The following is a 17,420-nucleotide window of genomic DNA, read 5'->3' as shown; positions in this document are numbered from 1 at the left end:
CCGCGTCCTTGCCGGCGCGACTGGGTCTCATTGCCTCGCGCCGCATGCGCGTCGGCGACTCGCCTGTTGCGGCAAATAGTGAATGCGTGCGGTCCGCGTCACGCGGTTGACACACGCTTTTTCCACATGTTATTTGATTGCGGGGTCATCGTACGCTGCGAACCTATGTTCTCCTACGGCACATTGCTGCGTTGCCTGCTGATCGTGGCGTTCTGCCTCGAAGGCACGCTGTCGCTGTGGAGTTCCAGCGTCATGGCCACCGAGGGCGTCGCCGCCGCGGTGTCCGCCGAAGCCGCCGCGGCAGTGGTAGCGGACGAAGACTGCGAAGAGCAGACCCCGCATCGCGAAGGCGGTTCGCCGCATCGCGATTGCGATTGCGGCACCGGTTCGGGTTGCTGCGCCTGCGCCTTCCCGGTGTTGGCGGTAATCCACAGCGTGCCGTTCGCGGCCCAGCACCGTCTCGCCGACCAACCCGTGGCGTTGGCGCCGGTGTCCGCCGCCCCCGCAGCCGCTACCGGCGTATTCCGACCTCCGATCGCCTGATCCGGTCCGACCACCTGCGTGGTGGTCTCCGTCGCTTCCAGCTTCGCGTGCGCGCATCCGCGCGGGCGTCGCCGTGGGCGTTCGACACCAGATCCAGAACCGTTCGGGGAATTCCATGTACTGCAAGCGCAACCACCTCGCCGCCGCGATAGGCCTGATGCTGTCCGCGGGCCTATGCCAGGCCGTCAACGCTCAAACCGCCGCACCGATCGACCCCACGGACGACAGCCCCGCGCAGGAAGCGACCACCATCGATACGGTCACCGTGACCGGCAGCCATATCAAGCGCGCCCAGATTTCCGGCGTCGGCCCGGTCACGGTGATCGACCGCGAAGCGATCCAGCGCTCCGGCGCGATCTCGGTCGACACCTTGCTGCAACGTTTGCCCGCGGCCGCGGGCTTCGCCGGCAATCAGACCAATGCCTATTGGGCCGATAACGGCTACGGCACCACCCAGGTCAATCTGCGCGGCCTCGGCATCAACCGCACCCTGGTGCTGTTGAACGGCCGCCGTATCGTCAACGGCGGCACCGGCGCCAACAGCTCGGTCGATCTCAACGTGATCCCGATCGCCCTGATCGAGCGCGTCGAGGTGCTCAAGGACGGCGCTTCGGCCATCTACGGCGCCGATGCGGTGGCCGGCGTGGTCAACATCATCACCAAGAAGAAGTTCGACGGCGTCGAAGCCTCGGTGCGCTACGGTCAGACCTTCCAGGGCGATGGCGATGAGACCGCGGTCGATCTGACCTGGGGCATGAGCGGCGAGCGCGGCTCGATCATGGCTGCGGTCAATTACACCGAGGGTGGCTCGGTCAACATGGCCGATCGCGCGCCCTGCGGCCTGGGCGAGTCCAACGGCCAACTGGTCTGCGTGGGCAGCTCGACCACCATCGGCGGCCGCGCCGTGCTAGCCGACGGGCGCCGGGTGAACTTCAACCAGGATCCCAACGGCGACGGAGATTTCTACGAGACCTATTCGCCGGCCAAGCACAACTACAACAGCAACCCGTATCTCAACGCGGTCAACCCGATCAAGCGCCTGAGCTTCAGCAGCTTCGGCAATCTGAACCTCAACGACGACCTGCGCCTGTTCACCGAGCTGATGTACACCAACCGGCGTTCCAACCAGCTCGCCACGCCGGGCGCGATCGGCCAGTACCGGCCGATCAACATCGCCGCCAACCATCCGACCAACCCGACCGGACAGAACCTGCTGCTGCAGCGCCGTCGTTTGCAGGAGGCCGGCGTGCGCGAGTTCTATCAGGAGACCGACACCTTCCGCGTGGTGCTGGGCCTGGACGGCAAGCTCGGCGTGGGCTGGGACTGGTCGGCGGCGCTGAACTGGGGGCGCAACACCGGCATCGACGGCTCCAACAACGTCGCCAACCTGGACCGCGTCGATCAGACCTTGAACACCGCCTTGTGCAGCAACGCGCCGGGCGCGGCGATTCCCTGCGCCGATTATCTGGGCTACGGCGACGTCACCCAGCAGGTGCTGGACTACATCATGTTCACCACCCGCGACAGCGGCGGCAACGAGCAGAAAAGCTTCACCGCCAACATCAGCGGCCAGCTGTTCGAGCTGCCGGCCGGCTGGGTCGGCTTGGCGACCGGCGTGGAAGTGCGCAAGGAGCGCGGCTGGCGCGATCCCGATCCGCTGACCGTGCTGGGCATCGCCAACACCAACCAGCAGCAGCGCATCGCCGGCGAGTACACCGCCAAGGAAGTGTTCGCCGAAGTCGCGGTGCCCTTGCTGCAGGGCAGGGCCCTGGCCGAATCGCTGACCCTCAACGCGGCGGTGCGCTATTCCGACTACGACCTGTTCGGCGCCGACACCAACTACAAGGTCGGCCTGGATTGGCAGATGGTGCCTTCGCTGAAGTTGCGCGCGACCTATGCCACCGCGTTCCGCATCCCCAACGTGCCCGAGCTGTTCGGCGGCGTGTCCGAAGGCAACCTCACCACCACCGATCCCTGCAGCGGCTGGAGCAGCCAGCCGGTGTCGTCGACGATCCACCAGAACTGCCAGGCCTCGGGCGTGCCGGTGGGCTATACCCAATTGGGCAACACTGTGCTGACCACGGTGGGCGGCAACGCGGACCTCAAACCGGAGGACGCCAAGACGCTGACCGTCGGCGCGGTCTGGACGCCGAGCTTCGTGCCCGACCTGACCCTGACCCTGGACTACTACAACATCAAGATCGATCACGCGATCCAGCGCATCGACGGTTCGACCAAGCTTTCGGTCTGCTACAACACGCCGGGTTTGAGCCACCCGTTCTGCAGCAACGCCAATTTCACCCGCAATCCGCTCACCGGCGAGATCGACTTCCTGTCGGCGCAGCCGGTCAACGCGGCCAGCGAGCGAGTCTCGGGCATCGACCTGGGCCTGCTGTACCAGTTCGCGCTGGGCGGCTGGGACGCGACCGTGAATTGGGACCTGTCGTATCTGAAGAACTACGACGTGCGGCCGTTCCTGGGCGCCGACGAGATCCGCTACGCCGGCAAGATCACGGGCGGCCGCGGCAGCTACACGCAGTGGCGTTCGTTCGGCTCGCTGACCCTGGCGCGCGGTCCCTGGTCGGGCTCCTACAGCGTGCAGTACATCGGCTCGGCCGACGACATCAACGCCGAACGCGGCGACATCGGCGATCGCGCGCCCAGCCTGAGTTACCACAACGCCCAGGTGAAGTACGCCTTCAGCGAGTCGCTGGATCTCTCGGTCGGCGTAGACAATCTGTTCGACAAATCGCCGCCGTTCATTCAGAGCTGGACCGACGCCAACACCGACACCATGACCTACGACCTGCTGGGCCGGCGCTGGAACCTCAAAGCCACCTACCGCTGGTGAGACCCGAACGTTCCTGCCGGCCACGCGCCGGCAGGAACGCGGACTCGCCGACTACATGAACTCCGATAGGTGACGCTATGAAACCTGCATTCTGGGCGCGTCGCGCCCACAAATGGATCGCTCTGGTGGTGGGCGTCCAGGCCCTGCTGTGGATGATCAGCGGCCTCTACATGACCTCGATCTCGATCGACATCATCCATGGCGATCATCTGGCGCATACCCGGGCCCAGCCGCTGTCGGCGGCCAGCGCGTTTTTGAGCCCCGACCAACTGCGCGCGCGCTACCCGCAGCTGAGCGAATTCCGGCTCAAGCGCTTCATGCAGCGCGAGGTCTACGAACTGCGCCAGGGCGAGCGCCTGAGCCTGGTCGATGCGATCAGCGGCGATCCGATCAGCCCCTTGGACGAGGCCACCGCCAGCGCCCTGGCGGTGTCGCTGTATCAGGGCAAGGCGCCGATCGCCTCGGTCGAGCTGTTGCATGAGGCGCCCAGCGAAGTCAAAACCCGACCGGTGCCGATGTGGCGGGTCGCGTTCGCCGACGACAACGAAACCGCGCTGTATCTCTCGCCGCAAACCGGCGAGTTGCTGGCCAAGCGCCACGACCTGTGGCGCTGGTTCGACTTCCTGTGGATGTTCCACATCATGGATTACCAGGAACGCAGCGACGTCAACAACAACCTGCTGCGGATCGCGTCCGGGCTGGGTCTGGTGTTCGCGCTCAGCGGCGTGTGGCTGCTGCTGTACAGCTTCAGCCGGAGGCGGCCCGCATGACGCCCTGGATGCGAAAACTGCATAAATGGGTAGGCCTGATCGTCGCGCTGCAGTTCGTACTGTGGACCGCGAGCGGGCTGGTGATGAGCGTGCTCGATCACGACACCGTCCAAGGCCACCAGCATCGCGCCCACGCCGAGGCGCAGGCGCGCGTCTGGCCCGCGCGCACGCTGGCGCCGACGCAACTGCTGGCCCAGGCCGGCAAGCCGGTGCAAAGCGTCGATGCGGCCTGGTTGCTGGAACGGCCGGTCTATCGCCTCAGCCATAAGTCCGCGGCCTGGCTGGTGGATGCGCGCGACGGTATGCCGCTGAAGATCGATGCCGCGTTGGCCGCGCGACTGGCCGCGGCGGATTACGTGGGCGAGGGGCGTCCCGGCGCGCCGCAGTGGATGGCGCGCGCGACGCTGGAGGTGCGCGGCCATGCCGGGCCGATCTGGCGCGTGGATTTCGGCGATGGCGACGGCACCAGTGTGTACCTGTCGGCGCAGGACGGCCGCATCCTGGAACGGCGCAACGACAGCTGGCGCCTGTTCGATCTGTTCTGGATGCTGCACATCATGGACTACACCGGCCGCCAGGATTTCAACAATCCGCTGGTGATCATGGCCGCGGCCGGCGGTTTGTGGATCGCGCTGTCGGGCGCGTGGCTGCTGGTGGCCAGCTTCCGCCTGGGCGAGTTCGTGCCCGCGCGCTGGCGGCCGCGGTGCGCGCTGACGGTGTTCGATCAAGCCGGCGACAAGCTGCGCTCGCTGGAATCGCACCGTGGCGACACGGTCTATCTGGCGATGGGCCGCAGCGGCCTGCAACTGCCCTCGAACTGCGGCGGCGGCCAAAGCTGCGGTCTGTGCGAGGTGCGCGTGCGCGGCGCCGCGCCGCCGCCCAGCAGCGCCGACCGCGCCCACCTGGCCGAAAGCAAATTGCGCCTGGGGCATCGCCTGGCCTGCAACCTGGCCCTGGATGGCGATTTGCAGATCGAAGTGGCGGGCGGGGCGGCGCTGTGGACGCAGCGCAAGGCCACGGTCGAGTCGGTGCACGCGGTCACGCCGTTCCTGCGCGAGATCGTGCTGCGACCGCAGTCGCCACCGGGGGCGGAATTCCAGCCCGGCGCCTACCTGCAGCTGCACGTGCCCGACTACACGCTGCGACGCGACGACATCGACTATCCCGAGCACCACCGCGAGGACTGGGCCGCGCTGGATCTGCCGGCCAGCCTGCACAACAAGGAGCCGGTGCGCCGTTCGTACTCGCTGGCCTTGCCGGTGGAGCAGGCCGATGGGTGCCTGACCCTGCTGGCGCGATTCAGCCCCGGCGGCCAGCACAAGAAGCGCACCTTGTTCGGTAAAGGCTCGACCTATCTGTATTCGCTCAAGCCCGGCGACGACGTCGACTTCAGCGGCGCCTTCGGCGACTTCGCGTTGCGGCCTGGGGAGCGCGAGAAGATCTTCATCGGCGGCGGCGCGGGCATGGCGCCGCTGCGGGCGATGATTCGCGCACGACTGGATCGGGGCGGGCCCGAGCGCATCCACTACTGGTACGGCGCGCGGCGTTTGCGCGAAGCGCCGTACGTGCAGGAGATGGCCGAGCTCGCGCGGCGCCACGCCAATTTCAGCTGGCACCTGGTGCTGTCGGAGGAAGCCGAGCAGGGCGACGGCCTGGTGCGCGGCCTGGTCCACGAGGCCACCCATGCGCATCTGCTGAGCGCGCATCCGGACCTGGCCGCGTGCGAGTTCTACCTGTGCGGACCGCCGGCGATGCTGGCTGCGACGCGGCAGCTGTTGCGCAAGTTGGGTGTGGCGGAGGAACGCATCGCGTTCGACGATTTCAAGATCTGAGCCCCGCCATGCGGCGGCGCCGCCTCTCCCGCGCAGGGCGGGAGAGGCGGGCCGTCGGTGCTGGTCGCGATCAGGGGCCGAAGTAGGTCGAGATGCTGGACCACACGCCGCTGAGCTGGGAGTAGCCGTCCGGATCGTTGGGCGCCGAGCAGAACGAGGTGCCGCCGTACAGGCCGCCGCGCAGCTGGTAGTCGCCGGAGGCGGCGACGGTGAACAGCGCCGAGCCCGAGGAGCCGCCCTCGGTGACGCCGGTGTTCCAGGCCACGCGGGTCAGCGGCGACTTGCCGTCCAGCGTGTACGACAGGCTGGTCACCGAACCCAGCGAGTACTTCTTCAGATCGCCGGCAGGGTGGTGGATGCCTTCGATCGCGGTGCCGTTGACGGTGATGGCGCTGCTGTTCCAGGCGGCGTAGTAGGCGCCGGTGGGCGGCGCGGTCTTCAGCTCGAGCAGCGACGTGTCGCGGGTGGTGTTGGCGTGACGCAGGTAGGCGCCGCCGGTCAGCGTCACCGCGCCCGGGTTGGCGGTGTCGTTATTGCAGGCGGTGGCATCGAAGAACCAATAGGTCTGCAGCGTGTCGGCGACCCTCTGGGTGCTGATGCAGTGGGCCGCGGTCCAGAACAGCTGGCGCTTGGGCGAGTTGTTGTTGTTGAGCAGGGTGCCGGTGCACAGGTAGGACTTGCCTTTGGCGGTGTAGACCATGCGCGCCACCGACTTGCTGGCCGCCAGGAAGCCCGGAGTCGGGTTGACGCGGCAGACGATGTCTTTTTCGCAGGCGCCGCTGGCGCCGACGCCGCTGGCCTTGGACAGATCGCGCGTGTTCGATGCCGGGTCCACGTCCAGGTGCGACAACTGCGGCACGTTCAGGTCGAAGCCGTCCGGGCGCTGGCCCGGCGCGAGCACGATTTCGACGGTCAGCGTGTCGCCGGCCACGGTCGGCGACCAGCCGGCTTCGTCGCCGCTGTAGTTGCGGCCGTTGTCGGTGAAGACGCGGCCGTCGCTGCCGGCGAAGCGCAGGGTCACCGCGGCGGGATCGCCGCCGTTCTTGCGCGTGGGGCGCAGCAGCAGGCCAGCGCGCAGGGCGACGGCTTGGGTCGAGGTCAGGGTGAAGCGGGCGCCGTGGGACCCGTCGGGCAGGGCTTCCCAGTCCAGGCTGGTCAGATCGACGCGGCTGCGGCCGACGTTGCGGGCGTAGCCGATTTCCATCGGCTGGCCGTGCTTGTACTGATCGGCGCGGCGGGTACGCAAGGCCTTCAGGCTGGCCGCATCGGGCAGGCCCAGGTCGACTGCGCGCTGCGATCGGACCTTCAGGCCGGTGGCGAAATCGGCGCCGCCCAAGGCGCTGGCCATGGGCTTGGCGGTGACCGGCGCGGCGCTCATTTCCGCCGCCGAGGCCGTGGCGGTCGTGGCGGAAATAGCGGCCAACAGCGCGTAGCGAAGCATGCCTTTACGTGTCATTGCGTCTGGCTCCCAGTGTGCTGATGAAGTAGTCCGTTGTGCCCTCGCATCGGCGGGGCTGCTGGGATCATGGCGGAGCGCCGGCGGGCGGCAGCGCGCTTGGAGTCTGGGTAAACACTCATTAAATGAGACGTAAGTCACATTTTTAGAAAGGGCCTCCCTGCGCCCGGGGATCCGGCCTCGCCGGGTCGGACGCGCATCCGGCCCGCGACCGGGCGGCAGGCCTTAAGGTAGGCGAGGGGCTGACAAGAGTGCCGTGCCTGGAGGGATTGAGTGGCGACTCAACCCCGTTCAGCGTGCGCGTGCGTTGGCTACCAGCAGGCGTGATCGACGACCAATCCAGGAGAGACCACCGGTGCGTTCCTATGTCTTGCATATGTGCCTGCTATTGGGGCTGAGCGGAGCGGTCGCCGCTCAGGTCATCGGTCCGCCGGACCGGGGGTCGGTCACCGCGCCGCCGCTGATGCGCGCGCCCGGCGCCGAGCGGCCGATCGTGCTGGAGACGGCCGCGGTCGAGGTCGAGCTCAACGGCGGGCTGGCCCAGACCACGGTCGAGCTGACGTTCCGCAATCCCAACGCGCGGCCGCTGGAAGGCGAGCTACAGTTTCCGCTGCACGAAGGCCAGCAGATCAGCGCGTTCGCGCTGGATATCGACGGCCGCATGCGCGCGGCCGTGCCGGTGCCCAAGGCGCAGGGGCAGGCGGTGTTCGAGTCGATCGAACGGCGCGGGGTCGATCCGGCCCTGCTGGAGAAGACCGAGGGCAATCACTTCCGCCTGCGCGTGTATCCGATCCCGGCCCAGGGCACCCGCCGGGTGCGCCTGAGCTATGTCGAGGCCTTGCGCCCGGACCGCGACGGCCGGCGTTTGCGGCTGCCGCTGGATTACGCGCGCGGCGCCGATGCGGTGGACCTGCGCGTGATCGCGCGCGGCGCCTCGGCGCCGCGGGTCGACAGCGGTTTCGGCCGGGTCGATTTCAAGCGCGACGGCCAGGGCGGTTACCGCGCCCGGATCGAACGCGCGCAGCTGGTCGACGGCGGCTTGGGCCTGCGTTTCGCCCGCGCCGAATCGGCGCAGGTCTACACCCAGAGCGTCGACGGCCAGCACTACTTTCTCGCCGAGGTGCCGGTGGCCGCGAGCGTCGCCCAGCGCGCGTTGCCCCAGCGCGTGGGCCTGGTGTGGGACAGCTCGGCCTCGGGCCGCAAGCGCGATCTGGCCGGCGAGTTGGCGCTGCTGGATCGCTACTTCGCCGCCCTCGGCGACGCCCAGGTGCGCCTGATCCGCTTGCGCGACCGCGCCGAGGACGCGGGCGATTTCCGCGTCCAGGGCGGCGACTGGCGCGCGCTGCGCGACGCGCTCAAGGCCACGGTCTACGACGGCGCCACCGACCCCGGCGGCTGGACGCCGCAGGCCGAGGTCGAGGAATACCTGCTGGTCAGCGACGGCCTGTTCAATTACGGCCAGCGCCGCTTCCCCGAACTGGGCCGCGGCCAGCGTCTGTACGCGATCAATTCCGCCGGCAACGCCGCCGACAGCGCGCGCCTGAGCGCGCTGGCCGAGGGCCACGGCGGCCGTCTGATCGCCTGGCAGACCCCGGGCGCGATCGAGAGCGGCGCGCGCGACCTGTTGGCGGCCGACGCGCGCCTTGCCGACCTGGAAGCGCTGGGCGCGACCGACCTGGTCGCCGAATCCGCCTATCCCCAGGATGGCGTGCTGCGCGTGGCCGGGCGCCTGACCGCGCCGAGCGCGACACTGACATTGGGTTTCGCCGGCCAGTCGCCGCAGCCGTTGACCATCGGCGCCGACGCGCCGGACAGCGCTTATGCGGCGCGCCTGTGGGCGGGTTACCGGGTGCGTGCGCTGGGCGCCGAACCGGAGCTCAATCGCGCCGCCATCGCGCGCCTGAGCCAGCAGTTCGGCCTGGTCACGCCCGAGAGTTCGCTGCTGGTGCTGGAAGCGGTCGCCGACTATCTGCAGTACGACATCCTGCCGCCGGCCGAGCTGCGCGCCGAGTTCGACCGGCTCAAGTCCGCACAGTTCGCGCAACGCGATGCGGCGCGCCGCTCGCATCTGGACCAGATCGCGGCGCAGTTCGAGGGCACCGTGCAGTGGTGGCAGAAGACCTGGCCCAAGGGTCGGCCGCCGCAGCCCAAGCCGACGATCGCCGCGCCCACGACGGAAAGCGACAGCTACGCCTACGCGCCGCCGATGCCGATGGCCGCACCCGCGCCCAGCGCGGTGCGCGAAGTGGCGGCGGCGGACGCGGCGTCGCAGAGCCTGGAGCGGATCGAAGTCACCGGCGCGCGCATCAGCGCCGAGGATCTGGAGCCCGAGGCCGCGCCCAAGGGCGAGGCCGGCGACGGCGGCGAAGGCCGCGGCGCGACCATCGCCCTGCAGGCCTGGAAGCCCGATTCGCCGTACGCCGCGCGCCTGCGCAAGGCCGGGCCGGAGCAGGCCTACGCGATCTACCTGGACGAGCGCGACGGCTATGCCGCCAGCACCGCGTTCTACCTGGACGTGGCCGACGTGCTGCTGGAGAAAAAGCAGCGCGCACTGGCGCTGCGGGTGCTGTCCAACCTGGCCGAACTGGACCTGGAGAACCGCCACATCCTGCGCGTGCTCGGCTATCGCCTGCTGCAGGCCGACGAGCCGACGCTGGCGGTGCCGCTGTTCGAGCGCGTGGTGCGGCTGGCCGAAGAGGAGCCGCAAAGCTTCCGCGACCTCGGCCTGGCCCATGCGGCCGCGCGCGACTATCAGCCGGCCATCGACAGTCTCTACCAGGTGGTGAGCCGAACCTGGGACAGCCGTTTCGACGGCGTGGCCTTGATCGCGCTCAACGAACTCAACGCGATCGTGGCGACCTCGGGCCGGCCGCTGGATACCTCGGCGATGGATAAGCGCCTGCTGCGCAATCTGCCGCTGGACCTGCGTGCGGTGCTGAGCTGGGACAGCGACAACTCCGACATGGACCTGTGGGTGACCGACCCCAACGGCGAGCGTTGCTACTACCAGCACACCTTGACCTACCAGGGCGGGCGCATCTCCAACGACTTCACCGGCGGCTACGGCCCCGAGGAATTCATGCTGCGCGACGCCAAACCCGGCAAGTACAAGGTCGAAGCCAACTTCTATGGCGACCGCCAGCAACTGGTCACCGGCGCCACCACGCTGCAGCTGTGGCTGAGCACCGGCTTCGGCACCGCCCGCCAGCAGGATCAGCGCGTGACCCTGCGCCTGAAGCAGCAGTCGGAAACCGTGCTGGTCGGCGAGTTCGAGGTGAAGTGAGCGCTACGCCCGGCGCCGCCCAGGGCGGCGTCGGGACGGTCCTGGGCCGCTCCCGGCCCTGCGCACCGCGGCCGCAGCCGGCCACGCCGCCGAGCCTGCTAGAATCGCCGGTTCATCCGCATCAAAACCACCGGACATGATCGAACTCAATCCCGTCCGCCAGCGCATCGCCGACCTCACCGGACGGCTGGATTCGCTCAGGGGGTATCTTTGACTACGACAGCAAGGTCGAACGTCTAGAAGAAGTAAACCGCGAACTCGAAAACCCCGACATCTGGAACGACGCCGAGCGCGCCCAGGGCCTGGGCCGCGAGCGCGCCTCGCTGGAAAAGGTCGTGGACGGCATCCGCAACCTCACCGACGGCCTGGTCGGCGCCGGCGAACTGCTGGAACTGGCCGAGATGGAGGACGACGAGTCCACCGCGCAGGCCGTGGTGGCGGACGTCGAGGGCTACGCCAAGGAAGTCGAGAAGCTCGAGTTCCGGCGCATGTTCTCCGGCAAGATGGACGCGTGCAACGCCTTCGTCGACATTCAGGCCGGCGCTGGCGGCACCGAAGCCCAGGACTGGGCCGAAATCCTGCTGCGCATGTACCTGCGCTGGTGCGAGTCGCGCGGCTGGAAGACCGAGCTGATGGAAGCCAGCGGCGGCGACGTCGCCGGCATCAAGTCGGCCACGCTGCGGGTCGAGGGCGATTTCGCCTACGGCTGGCTCAAGACCGAAACCGGCGTGCACCGGCTGGTGCGCAAGTCGCCGTTCGACTCCGACAACCGCCGCCACACCAGCTTCACCTCGGTGTTCGTGTCGCCGGAAGTCGACGACAACATCGACATCGAGATCAACCCGGCCGACCTGCGCACCGACGTCTACCGCTCCTCGGGTGCCGGCGGCCAGCACGTCAACAAGACCGAGTCGGCGGTGCGCATCACCCACATCCCCAGCGGGATCGTGGTGGCCTGCCAGACCGGCCGCAGCCAGCACCAGAACCGCGACAACGCGATGAAGATGCTCGCTGCCAAGCTGTACGAGCTGGAAATTCAGAAGCGCAACGCCGAACGCGACGCGGTCGAGGCGACCAAGTCCGACATCGGCTGGGGCAGCCAGATCCGCAACTACGTGCTCGACCAGAGCCGGATCAAGGACCTGCGCACCGGCATCGAGCGCAGCGACACCCAGAAAGTGCTCGACGGCGACCTCGACGAGTTCGTCGAGGCCAGTCTGAAATCGGGCCTGGAAGTCGGTTCCAAACGCAGCGACGCGGTCTGAACCCCGCCGGCGACGGGCGCGACCACGGTCGTCGCCCGCCGCTTGGGGACCGCGTTGCCGCCCCTCTAGGGTTGGGCGGCCGTCGCGGCGACCTTGGCCTGATCGCGCTGCGCCAGGTGTTGACCGAACTCGTGGCCGGCGCGGGCGAGGGCGCAGACCACCGCCACCATCGCCAGGCCGATCAGAAATTTCTTGAACATGCTGCATCCACCTCGTGGGCGCGCCGCCGGATAGGGCGCACGACCGAATCTAGACCCGGCCGACGGCGCGCGTATGTGCGCAAGGTCACCCGGTCTTTCGGGAACCGGCTACCGCCCGGTGGCGAGCAAACCGCCGCCGCTGCCAGTACTCTGCGCTCCTGAGCACCGCCTTACCGACCCCGTCCCACCGCAACCCTCAAACGCGAAGACCATGACCGACCAGACGCCCGAGACCACGCCGCACGACGAGAACCACCTGATCGCCGAGCGTCGCGCCAAACTCACGGCGCTGCGCGGGCAGGGCATCGCCTTCCCGAACGACTTCCGCCGCGGCGACTACGTCGGCGACCTGCAGGCGCAGTACGTCGACGCCGAGCAGTGGGGCGCCGAGGCGCTGGAAGGCCAGCACCACCGCGTCGCCGTGGCCGGCCGCGTGCTGCTCAAGCGCGACATGGGCAAGGCCGGCTTCTGCCAGATCCAGGACGAGTCCGGGCGCCTGCAGCTGTGGCTGAAGAAGGACGTGCTGGGCGAGGCCTACGAGGTGTTCAAGGACCTCGACCTGGGCGACATCGTCTCGGCCGAGGGCGAGCTCACCCGCACCCGCACCGGCGAACTGTCGCTGAAGGCCGAGAGCCTGCGCCTGCTGACCAAGGCGCTGCGTCCGCTGCCGGACAAGTTCCATGGCATGGCCGACGTCGAGCAGCGCTACCGCCAGCGCTACGTCGACCTGATCGTCTCGCCCGACGCGCGCGACGTGTTCGTCAAGCGCTCGCTGATCATCCGCGCGATCCGCGCCTGGCTGGACGCGCGGCGTTTCCTGGAAGTGGAAACGCCGATGATGCATTACATCCCCGGCGGCGCCGCGGCCAAGCCCTTCACCACCCACCACAACGCCCTCGATCTGGAGCTGTACCTGCGCGTGGCGCCGGAGCTCTACCTCAAGCGCCTGGTGGTCGGCGGCCTGGAACGCGTCTACGAGATCAACCGCAATTTCCGCAACGAGGGCGTGTCGACCCGGCACAACCCCGAATTCACCATGCTCGAGCTGTACGAGGCCTACGCCACCTACACCGAGATCATGGACCTGACCGAGGCGGTGATCCGCCACTGCGCGCAGCAGGTGGACGCGGTGGTGTCCGAATGGGACGGCAACTCCATCGACCTGGGGCCGGCGTTCCGGCGCTGGTCGATGATCGACGCGGTGCTGGAGCACAACCCCGAGATCAAGCGCGAGGAGCTGCGCGACCTGGCTGTCATGCGCGCCCACTGCGCGCGCCTGAAGCTGCCGATCAAGGCTTCCTACGGCTGGGGCAAGCTGCTGCTGGAGATCTTCGAGGCCACCGTCGAGCACACCCTGATCCAGCCGACCTTCATCACCGACCACCCGGTCGAGGTCAGCCCGCTGGCGCGCGCCAACGACCTCGACCCGGAGCTCACCGACCGCTTCGAATTGTTCATCGGCGGCAAGGAGCTGGCCAACGGCTTTTCCGAGCTCAACGACCCCGAGGACCAGGCCGCGCGCTTCCGCGCCCAGGTCGACCAGAAGGCCGGCGGCGACGACGAGGCCATGCATTACGACGCCGACTACATCCGCGCGCTGGAGGTCGGCCTGCCGCCCACCGGCGGCCTGGGCGTGGGCATCGACCGCCTGGTGATGCTGCTGACCGGTTCGTCGTCGATCCGCGACGTCCTGCTGTTCCCCTACATGCGGCCCGAAGCCGGCTGATCGTCAAGCTGGGCGGGGCGCGGGGGGACGAAGCGGGGCGACGATCGTGAACCCCGCCGCACCGACTCGGCGCAAACTCGGAAGGCCGCCGCGGCGGCCTTCCTGCGTTATCGATGTACGCCGGCAAGCAAAATGAACGGGGCGGCTGCCAACAGCCGCTGGGCGGGGTATCCTCGCCTTGTCGGCCACCACAGGGGGTGGCCCCTCACGGATGCCGGTGTGAACGTCGTTATCGTCGATGACCAAACGTCCGCGCGCACGATGCTGCGCCACATCATCGAGGACATTGCGTCCGAGCTGGCCGTGCACGACTTCGGCGAACCGGAAGCCGCGCTGGCCTGGTGCGAGTCGAGCCAGCCGGATCTGTTGTTGCTGGACTACCGCATGCCTGGCATCGACGGCCTGGAATTCGCGCGCCGCTTCCGCCGCCTGCCGCTGCATCGCGACATCCCGATCATCCTGGTCACCGTGGTCGGCGACGAGCCCGTGCGCCAGGCCGCGCTCGAGGCCGGGGTGATCGACTTCCTGGTCAAGCCAGTGCGTCCGCGCGAACTGCGCGCGCGTTGCCGCAACCTGCTGCAGCTGCGCCAGCAGTCCGAGAACGTGAAGCAACGCGCGCTGTCGCTGGAGCAGCGCCTGCTGTCGAGCATGCACGAGGTCGAGGAACGCGAACGCGAAACGCTGTCGCGGCTGGCGCGCGCGATCGAGTACCGCGACGCCGGCACCAGCGCCTACCTGGAGCGCATGGCCCACATCGCCGGGCTGATCGCCGAGGCGCTGGGCATGTTCGAAGACGAAGTGCGGGTGATCGAGATGGCCGCGCCGCTGCACGACGTGGGCAAGATCGCGATCCCCGACGCGGTGCTGATGAAGCCGGGCCCGTTGACCGAGGAGGAGACGGCGGTGATGCGCCGCCATCCCAAGATCGGCTACGAACTGCTCAGCGGCAGCCAGAACCGCTTCATCCAGGCTGGCGCGATGATCGCGCTGCGCCATCACGAACGTTACGACGGCAGCGGCTATCCGGACGGTCTGGTCGGCGAGGAGATTCCGCTGGAAGCGCGGATCGTCGCGGTCGCCGACGTGTTCGACGCCCTGATCTCGCCGCGCCCCTACAAGAAGGCCTGGGACGTGGACGCGGCCCTGGGCTATCTGTACGCGCAGCGCGGTCGCCTGTTCGACCCGCGCTGCGTGGACGCCCTGATCCGCAGCCGCGCCCGCCTCGAAGAGATTTGCAGCCGATATTCGACGAGTGTCCCCCGTCCCGGCATGGAGTAGCCGATGGCTTCCGCCCTGCGCTTGTTGAAGGAGCGCCTTTCGAATCGCCCGGACAGCGAGCACGGGCAGGCGTTGGTGCGATTGGTGATCGCCTGCCTGATCGTGGCCTACCTGCTGGGCCTGCAGGCGTTCGAGCACGACAGTCAGGCCACCATGGTCATGCTGTGGGTCATGCTGGGCGAGTCGGTGATCGGCCTGGCCCTGCTGGCCGGGATCGTGGCCTCGCCGGGCGTGTCGCATACCCGGCGCTGGATCGGCATGATCGCCGACTATTCGACCCTGGCGATGCTGATGTCGCTGGACGCGCCCTCGCTGGCGCCGCTGTACGTGATCGTGCTGTGGGTGACGATCGGCAACGGTCTGCGTTACGGCACCACCTATCTGTACACCGCCGCGGGCCTGGCGGCGGTGTCGTTCATGGCGGTGATCCTGGGTAATCCCTATTGGCGCGTGCAGCCTTATCTGGCCGCGGGCCTGTGGCTGGGCCTGGTCGCGATCCCCGCCTACCTGTCCTCGCTGCTGCGCAGCCTGCAGAAGGCCACCGAGGACGCGCGCCGCGCCAACGAGGCCAAGAGCCGTTTCCTGGCCAATATGAGCCACGAGCTGCGCACGCCCTTGAACGGCATCATCGGCATGGCCGAACTCATGCACGGCACCCGTCTGGCGCCGGAGCAGCGCGAGTACGCCGAGGTCATCCACACCTCGGCGCAGTCGCTGCTGTTGCTGGTCAACGACGTGCTCGACATCTCGGCGATCGAGGCCGGCAAGCTGCAGCGCCGCGACGTCGACTTCAACCTGCAGGAAGTGCTCAAGCGTCTGCAGAAGATGCTGCAGCCGCTGGCCTCGGCCAAGGGCCTAACCTTCAAGGTCGACATCGAGGACGACGTGCCGGTGCGCCTCAACGGCGACAGCGCGTTGCTGACCCAGGTGCTGTTGAACCTGATGCACAACGCGGTCAAGTTCACCGAGAAGGGCGGGGTGTCGCTGGTCGCGCGCCTGGCCGGCGACCGCGCCGAGAGCGGCGATTCCGAACGCCGCGTATGGCTGCGTTTCTCGGTCCGCGACACCGGCATCGGCGTGCCCAGCCAGGACGCCGAGCGCATCTTCCAGGCCTTCGAGCAGGTCGACACCGGCCCGACCCGGCGCTTCGGCGGCACCGGTTTGGGCACCACCATCGCGCGCACCCTGACCCAGCTGCTGGGCGGCGAAATCGGGCTGGAAGAGAACCCCGGCGGCGGCAGCCATTTCTGGATCGAGCTGCCGATGCTGCTGGAGGAGACCCAGCCGACCCAGCAGCACGACACCGTCAGCAGCGACGGCGGCAAGGTGATCTCGTTCGAGGATCCCTTCATCCGCCACAAGACCCGGGTGCGCAATCTGCGCGTGCTGATCGCCGACGATCAGCAGGCCAACCGCACCGTGCTCACGCGCATCCTCGAGCGCGCCGGCCACCGCGTGACCGCGGTCAACGACGGCGAGCAGGCCTTGGACCAGCTCGAGGTCGCGCAGTTCGAACTGGCCGTGCTGGACATGCACATGCCCGGCCTCAGCGGCCTGGACGTGATCCGCCAGCTGCGTTTCATGCAGGCCGGCACCGGCCGCAACACGCCCACCATCATCCTCAGCGCCGACGCCACCCTGCAGGCCTCGGAAGCGGCCAACGAAGCCGGCGCGATGGCCTTTTTGACCAAGCCCATCGTGGTCGGGCGCCTGCTCGAGACCATCGCCGACGTGGTCGATTCGCAGAAGCTGCCGGCGGTGCGCGCGATCAGCGACGTCAGCCGTCCGCTGACCAATCCGGCGGTGCTGGCGGAACTGGCGGAAATGGGCCTGGGCGAGCAGTTCCTGCGCGATTTCGTCGAGCAGTGCCTGAAGGACGCCGGCGGCTGCCAGCAGGAGCTGGCCAAAGTCGGTGCGGCGCGCAACTGGGAGGAGTTTCGCGAGGTCGCGCACGCCTACAAGGGCGTGGCCGAGAACCTGGGCGCGCACTCGATCGCCGAGCGCTGCTCGCAGATCATGCGCGCGAGCGACGAGGTCCTGGCGCGCGAGCAATCCAAGCTGGTTTCGGACCTGGCCTCGCAGCTAACGGCGGTGACCGACGCCAGCCGTCATGAGGTCGCCCGCCTCAGCCGCAACGGGCGCGGCAAGGACGTCCCCGACGTCTCCTAGGCCCTTCGTCCTGCCACGCAAGACGCGTGGCAGGCTCCCCCTGCGAA

General features: G+C 68.4%; 11 protein-coding genes. 9 read left to right on the top strand and 2 right to left on the bottom strand.

The window, feature by feature from the left end; translation table 11 throughout:
• The first annotated feature begins 165 nt into the window (after nucleotides 1–165).
• The 4 genes from ASD69_RS05850 (at nucleotide 166) to ASD69_RS05835 (ending at nucleotide 5,996) form a co-directional block, all read left to right on the top strand.
• Entirely contained in the window at nucleotides 166–543 is a 378-nt protein-coding gene (locus ASD69_RS05850; RefSeq protein ID WP_056174918.1) for a CopL family metal-binding regulatory protein, read from the top strand.
• 115 nt (nucleotides 544–658) lie between these two features.
• Nucleotides 659–3,394 carry a TonB-dependent receptor gene (locus ASD69_RS05845; protein WP_056174916.1) on the top strand — a complete coding sequence of 912 codons (2,736 nt, stop codon included), beginning with the start codon at nucleotides 659–661 and terminating at the stop codon, nucleotides 3,392–3,394.
• Between the two features lie 77 nt (nucleotides 3,395–3,471).
• Nucleotides 3,472–4,164, top strand: coding sequence for a PepSY domain-containing protein (locus tag ASD69_RS05840; RefSeq protein WP_056174913.1), 693 nt, complete (start codon nucleotides 3,472–3,474; stop codon nucleotides 4,162–4,164).
• Complete coding sequence (locus ASD69_RS05835; RefSeq protein ID WP_056174911.1) at nucleotides 4,161–5,996, top strand: 2Fe-2S iron-sulfur cluster-binding protein; 1,836 nt, start codon at nucleotides 4,161–4,163, stop codon at nucleotides 5,994–5,996. Before ASD69_RS05840 ends, ASD69_RS05835 begins: the two co-directional genes overlap by 4 nt.
• 70 nt (nucleotides 5,997–6,066) lie before the next feature.
• Here ASD69_RS05835 and ASD69_RS05830 read toward each other — a convergent pair whose 3' ends face one another.
• Complete coding sequence (locus ASD69_RS05830; protein WP_056174909.1) at nucleotides 6,067–7,452, bottom strand: trypsin-like peptidase domain-containing protein; 1,386 nt, start codon at nucleotides 7,450–7,452, stop codon at nucleotides 6,067–6,069.
• A 355-nt stretch (nucleotides 7,453–7,807) separates the two neighbouring features.
• Between ASD69_RS05830 and ASD69_RS05825 the strand changes: the two genes are divergently transcribed.
• Together ASD69_RS05825 and prfB are read left to right on the top strand one after the other, a co-directional pair.
• The gene (locus tag ASD69_RS05825) at nucleotides 7,808–10,735 is read left to right on the top strand and encodes a VIT domain-containing protein (RefSeq protein WP_235567146.1); all 2,928 of its coding nucleotides are present in this window, start codon (nucleotides 7,808–7,810) and stop codon (nucleotides 10,733–10,735) included.
• Between the two features lie 136 nt (nucleotides 10,736–10,871).
• A protein-coding gene (prfB, locus tag ASD69_RS05820; protein ID WP_157489291.1) for a peptide chain release factor 2 occupies nucleotides 10,872–12,000 on the top strand; the annotation gives its coding sequence in 2 pieces (ribosomal slippage) (nucleotides 10,872–10,946 and nucleotides 10,948–12,000; 1,128 coding nt in all).
• A gap of 65 nt (nucleotides 12,001–12,065) precedes the next feature.
• On the opposite strand, the gene ASD69_RS22880 is transcribed toward prfB, so the two are convergent.
• Nucleotides 12,066–12,200, bottom strand: coding sequence for a hypothetical protein (locus ASD69_RS22880; protein ID WP_255356342.1), 135 nt, complete (start codon nucleotides 12,198–12,200; stop codon nucleotides 12,066–12,068).
• A gap of 211 nt (nucleotides 12,201–12,411) precedes the next feature.
• Between ASD69_RS22880 and lysS the strand changes: the two genes are divergently transcribed.
• The 3 genes from lysS to ASD69_RS05805 all read left to right on the top strand — a co-directional run bounded on the left by lysS (nucleotide 12,412) and on the right by ASD69_RS05805 (nucleotide 17,373).
• Nucleotides 12,412–13,926 (top strand): lysine--tRNA ligase, encoded by a 1,515-nt coding sequence (lysS, locus tag ASD69_RS05815; protein ID WP_056174906.1) that lies wholly within the window; start codon nucleotides 12,412–12,414, stop codon nucleotides 13,924–13,926.
• A 219-nt stretch (nucleotides 13,927–14,145) separates the two neighbouring features.
• A complete protein-coding gene (locus tag ASD69_RS05810) occupies nucleotides 14,146–15,204 on the top strand; it encodes a two-component system response regulator (protein WP_055901601.1) in 1,059 nt (352 codons plus the stop codon).
• A gap of 3 nt (nucleotides 15,205–15,207) precedes the next feature.
• Nucleotides 15,208–17,373: a response regulator gene (locus ASD69_RS05805; protein ID WP_056174904.1), complete on the top strand. Its 2,166-nt coding sequence runs from the start codon at nucleotides 15,208–15,210 to the stop codon at nucleotides 17,371–17,373.
• Nucleotides 17,374–17,420: the final 47 nt, after the last annotated feature.

This window comes from Lysobacter sp. Root604 (assembly GCF_001427505.1).
GTDB lineage: Bacteria > Pseudomonadota > Gammaproteobacteria > Xanthomonadales > Xanthomonadaceae > Lysobacter.
This window is presented reverse-complemented; position numbering and strand designations above follow the sequence as displayed.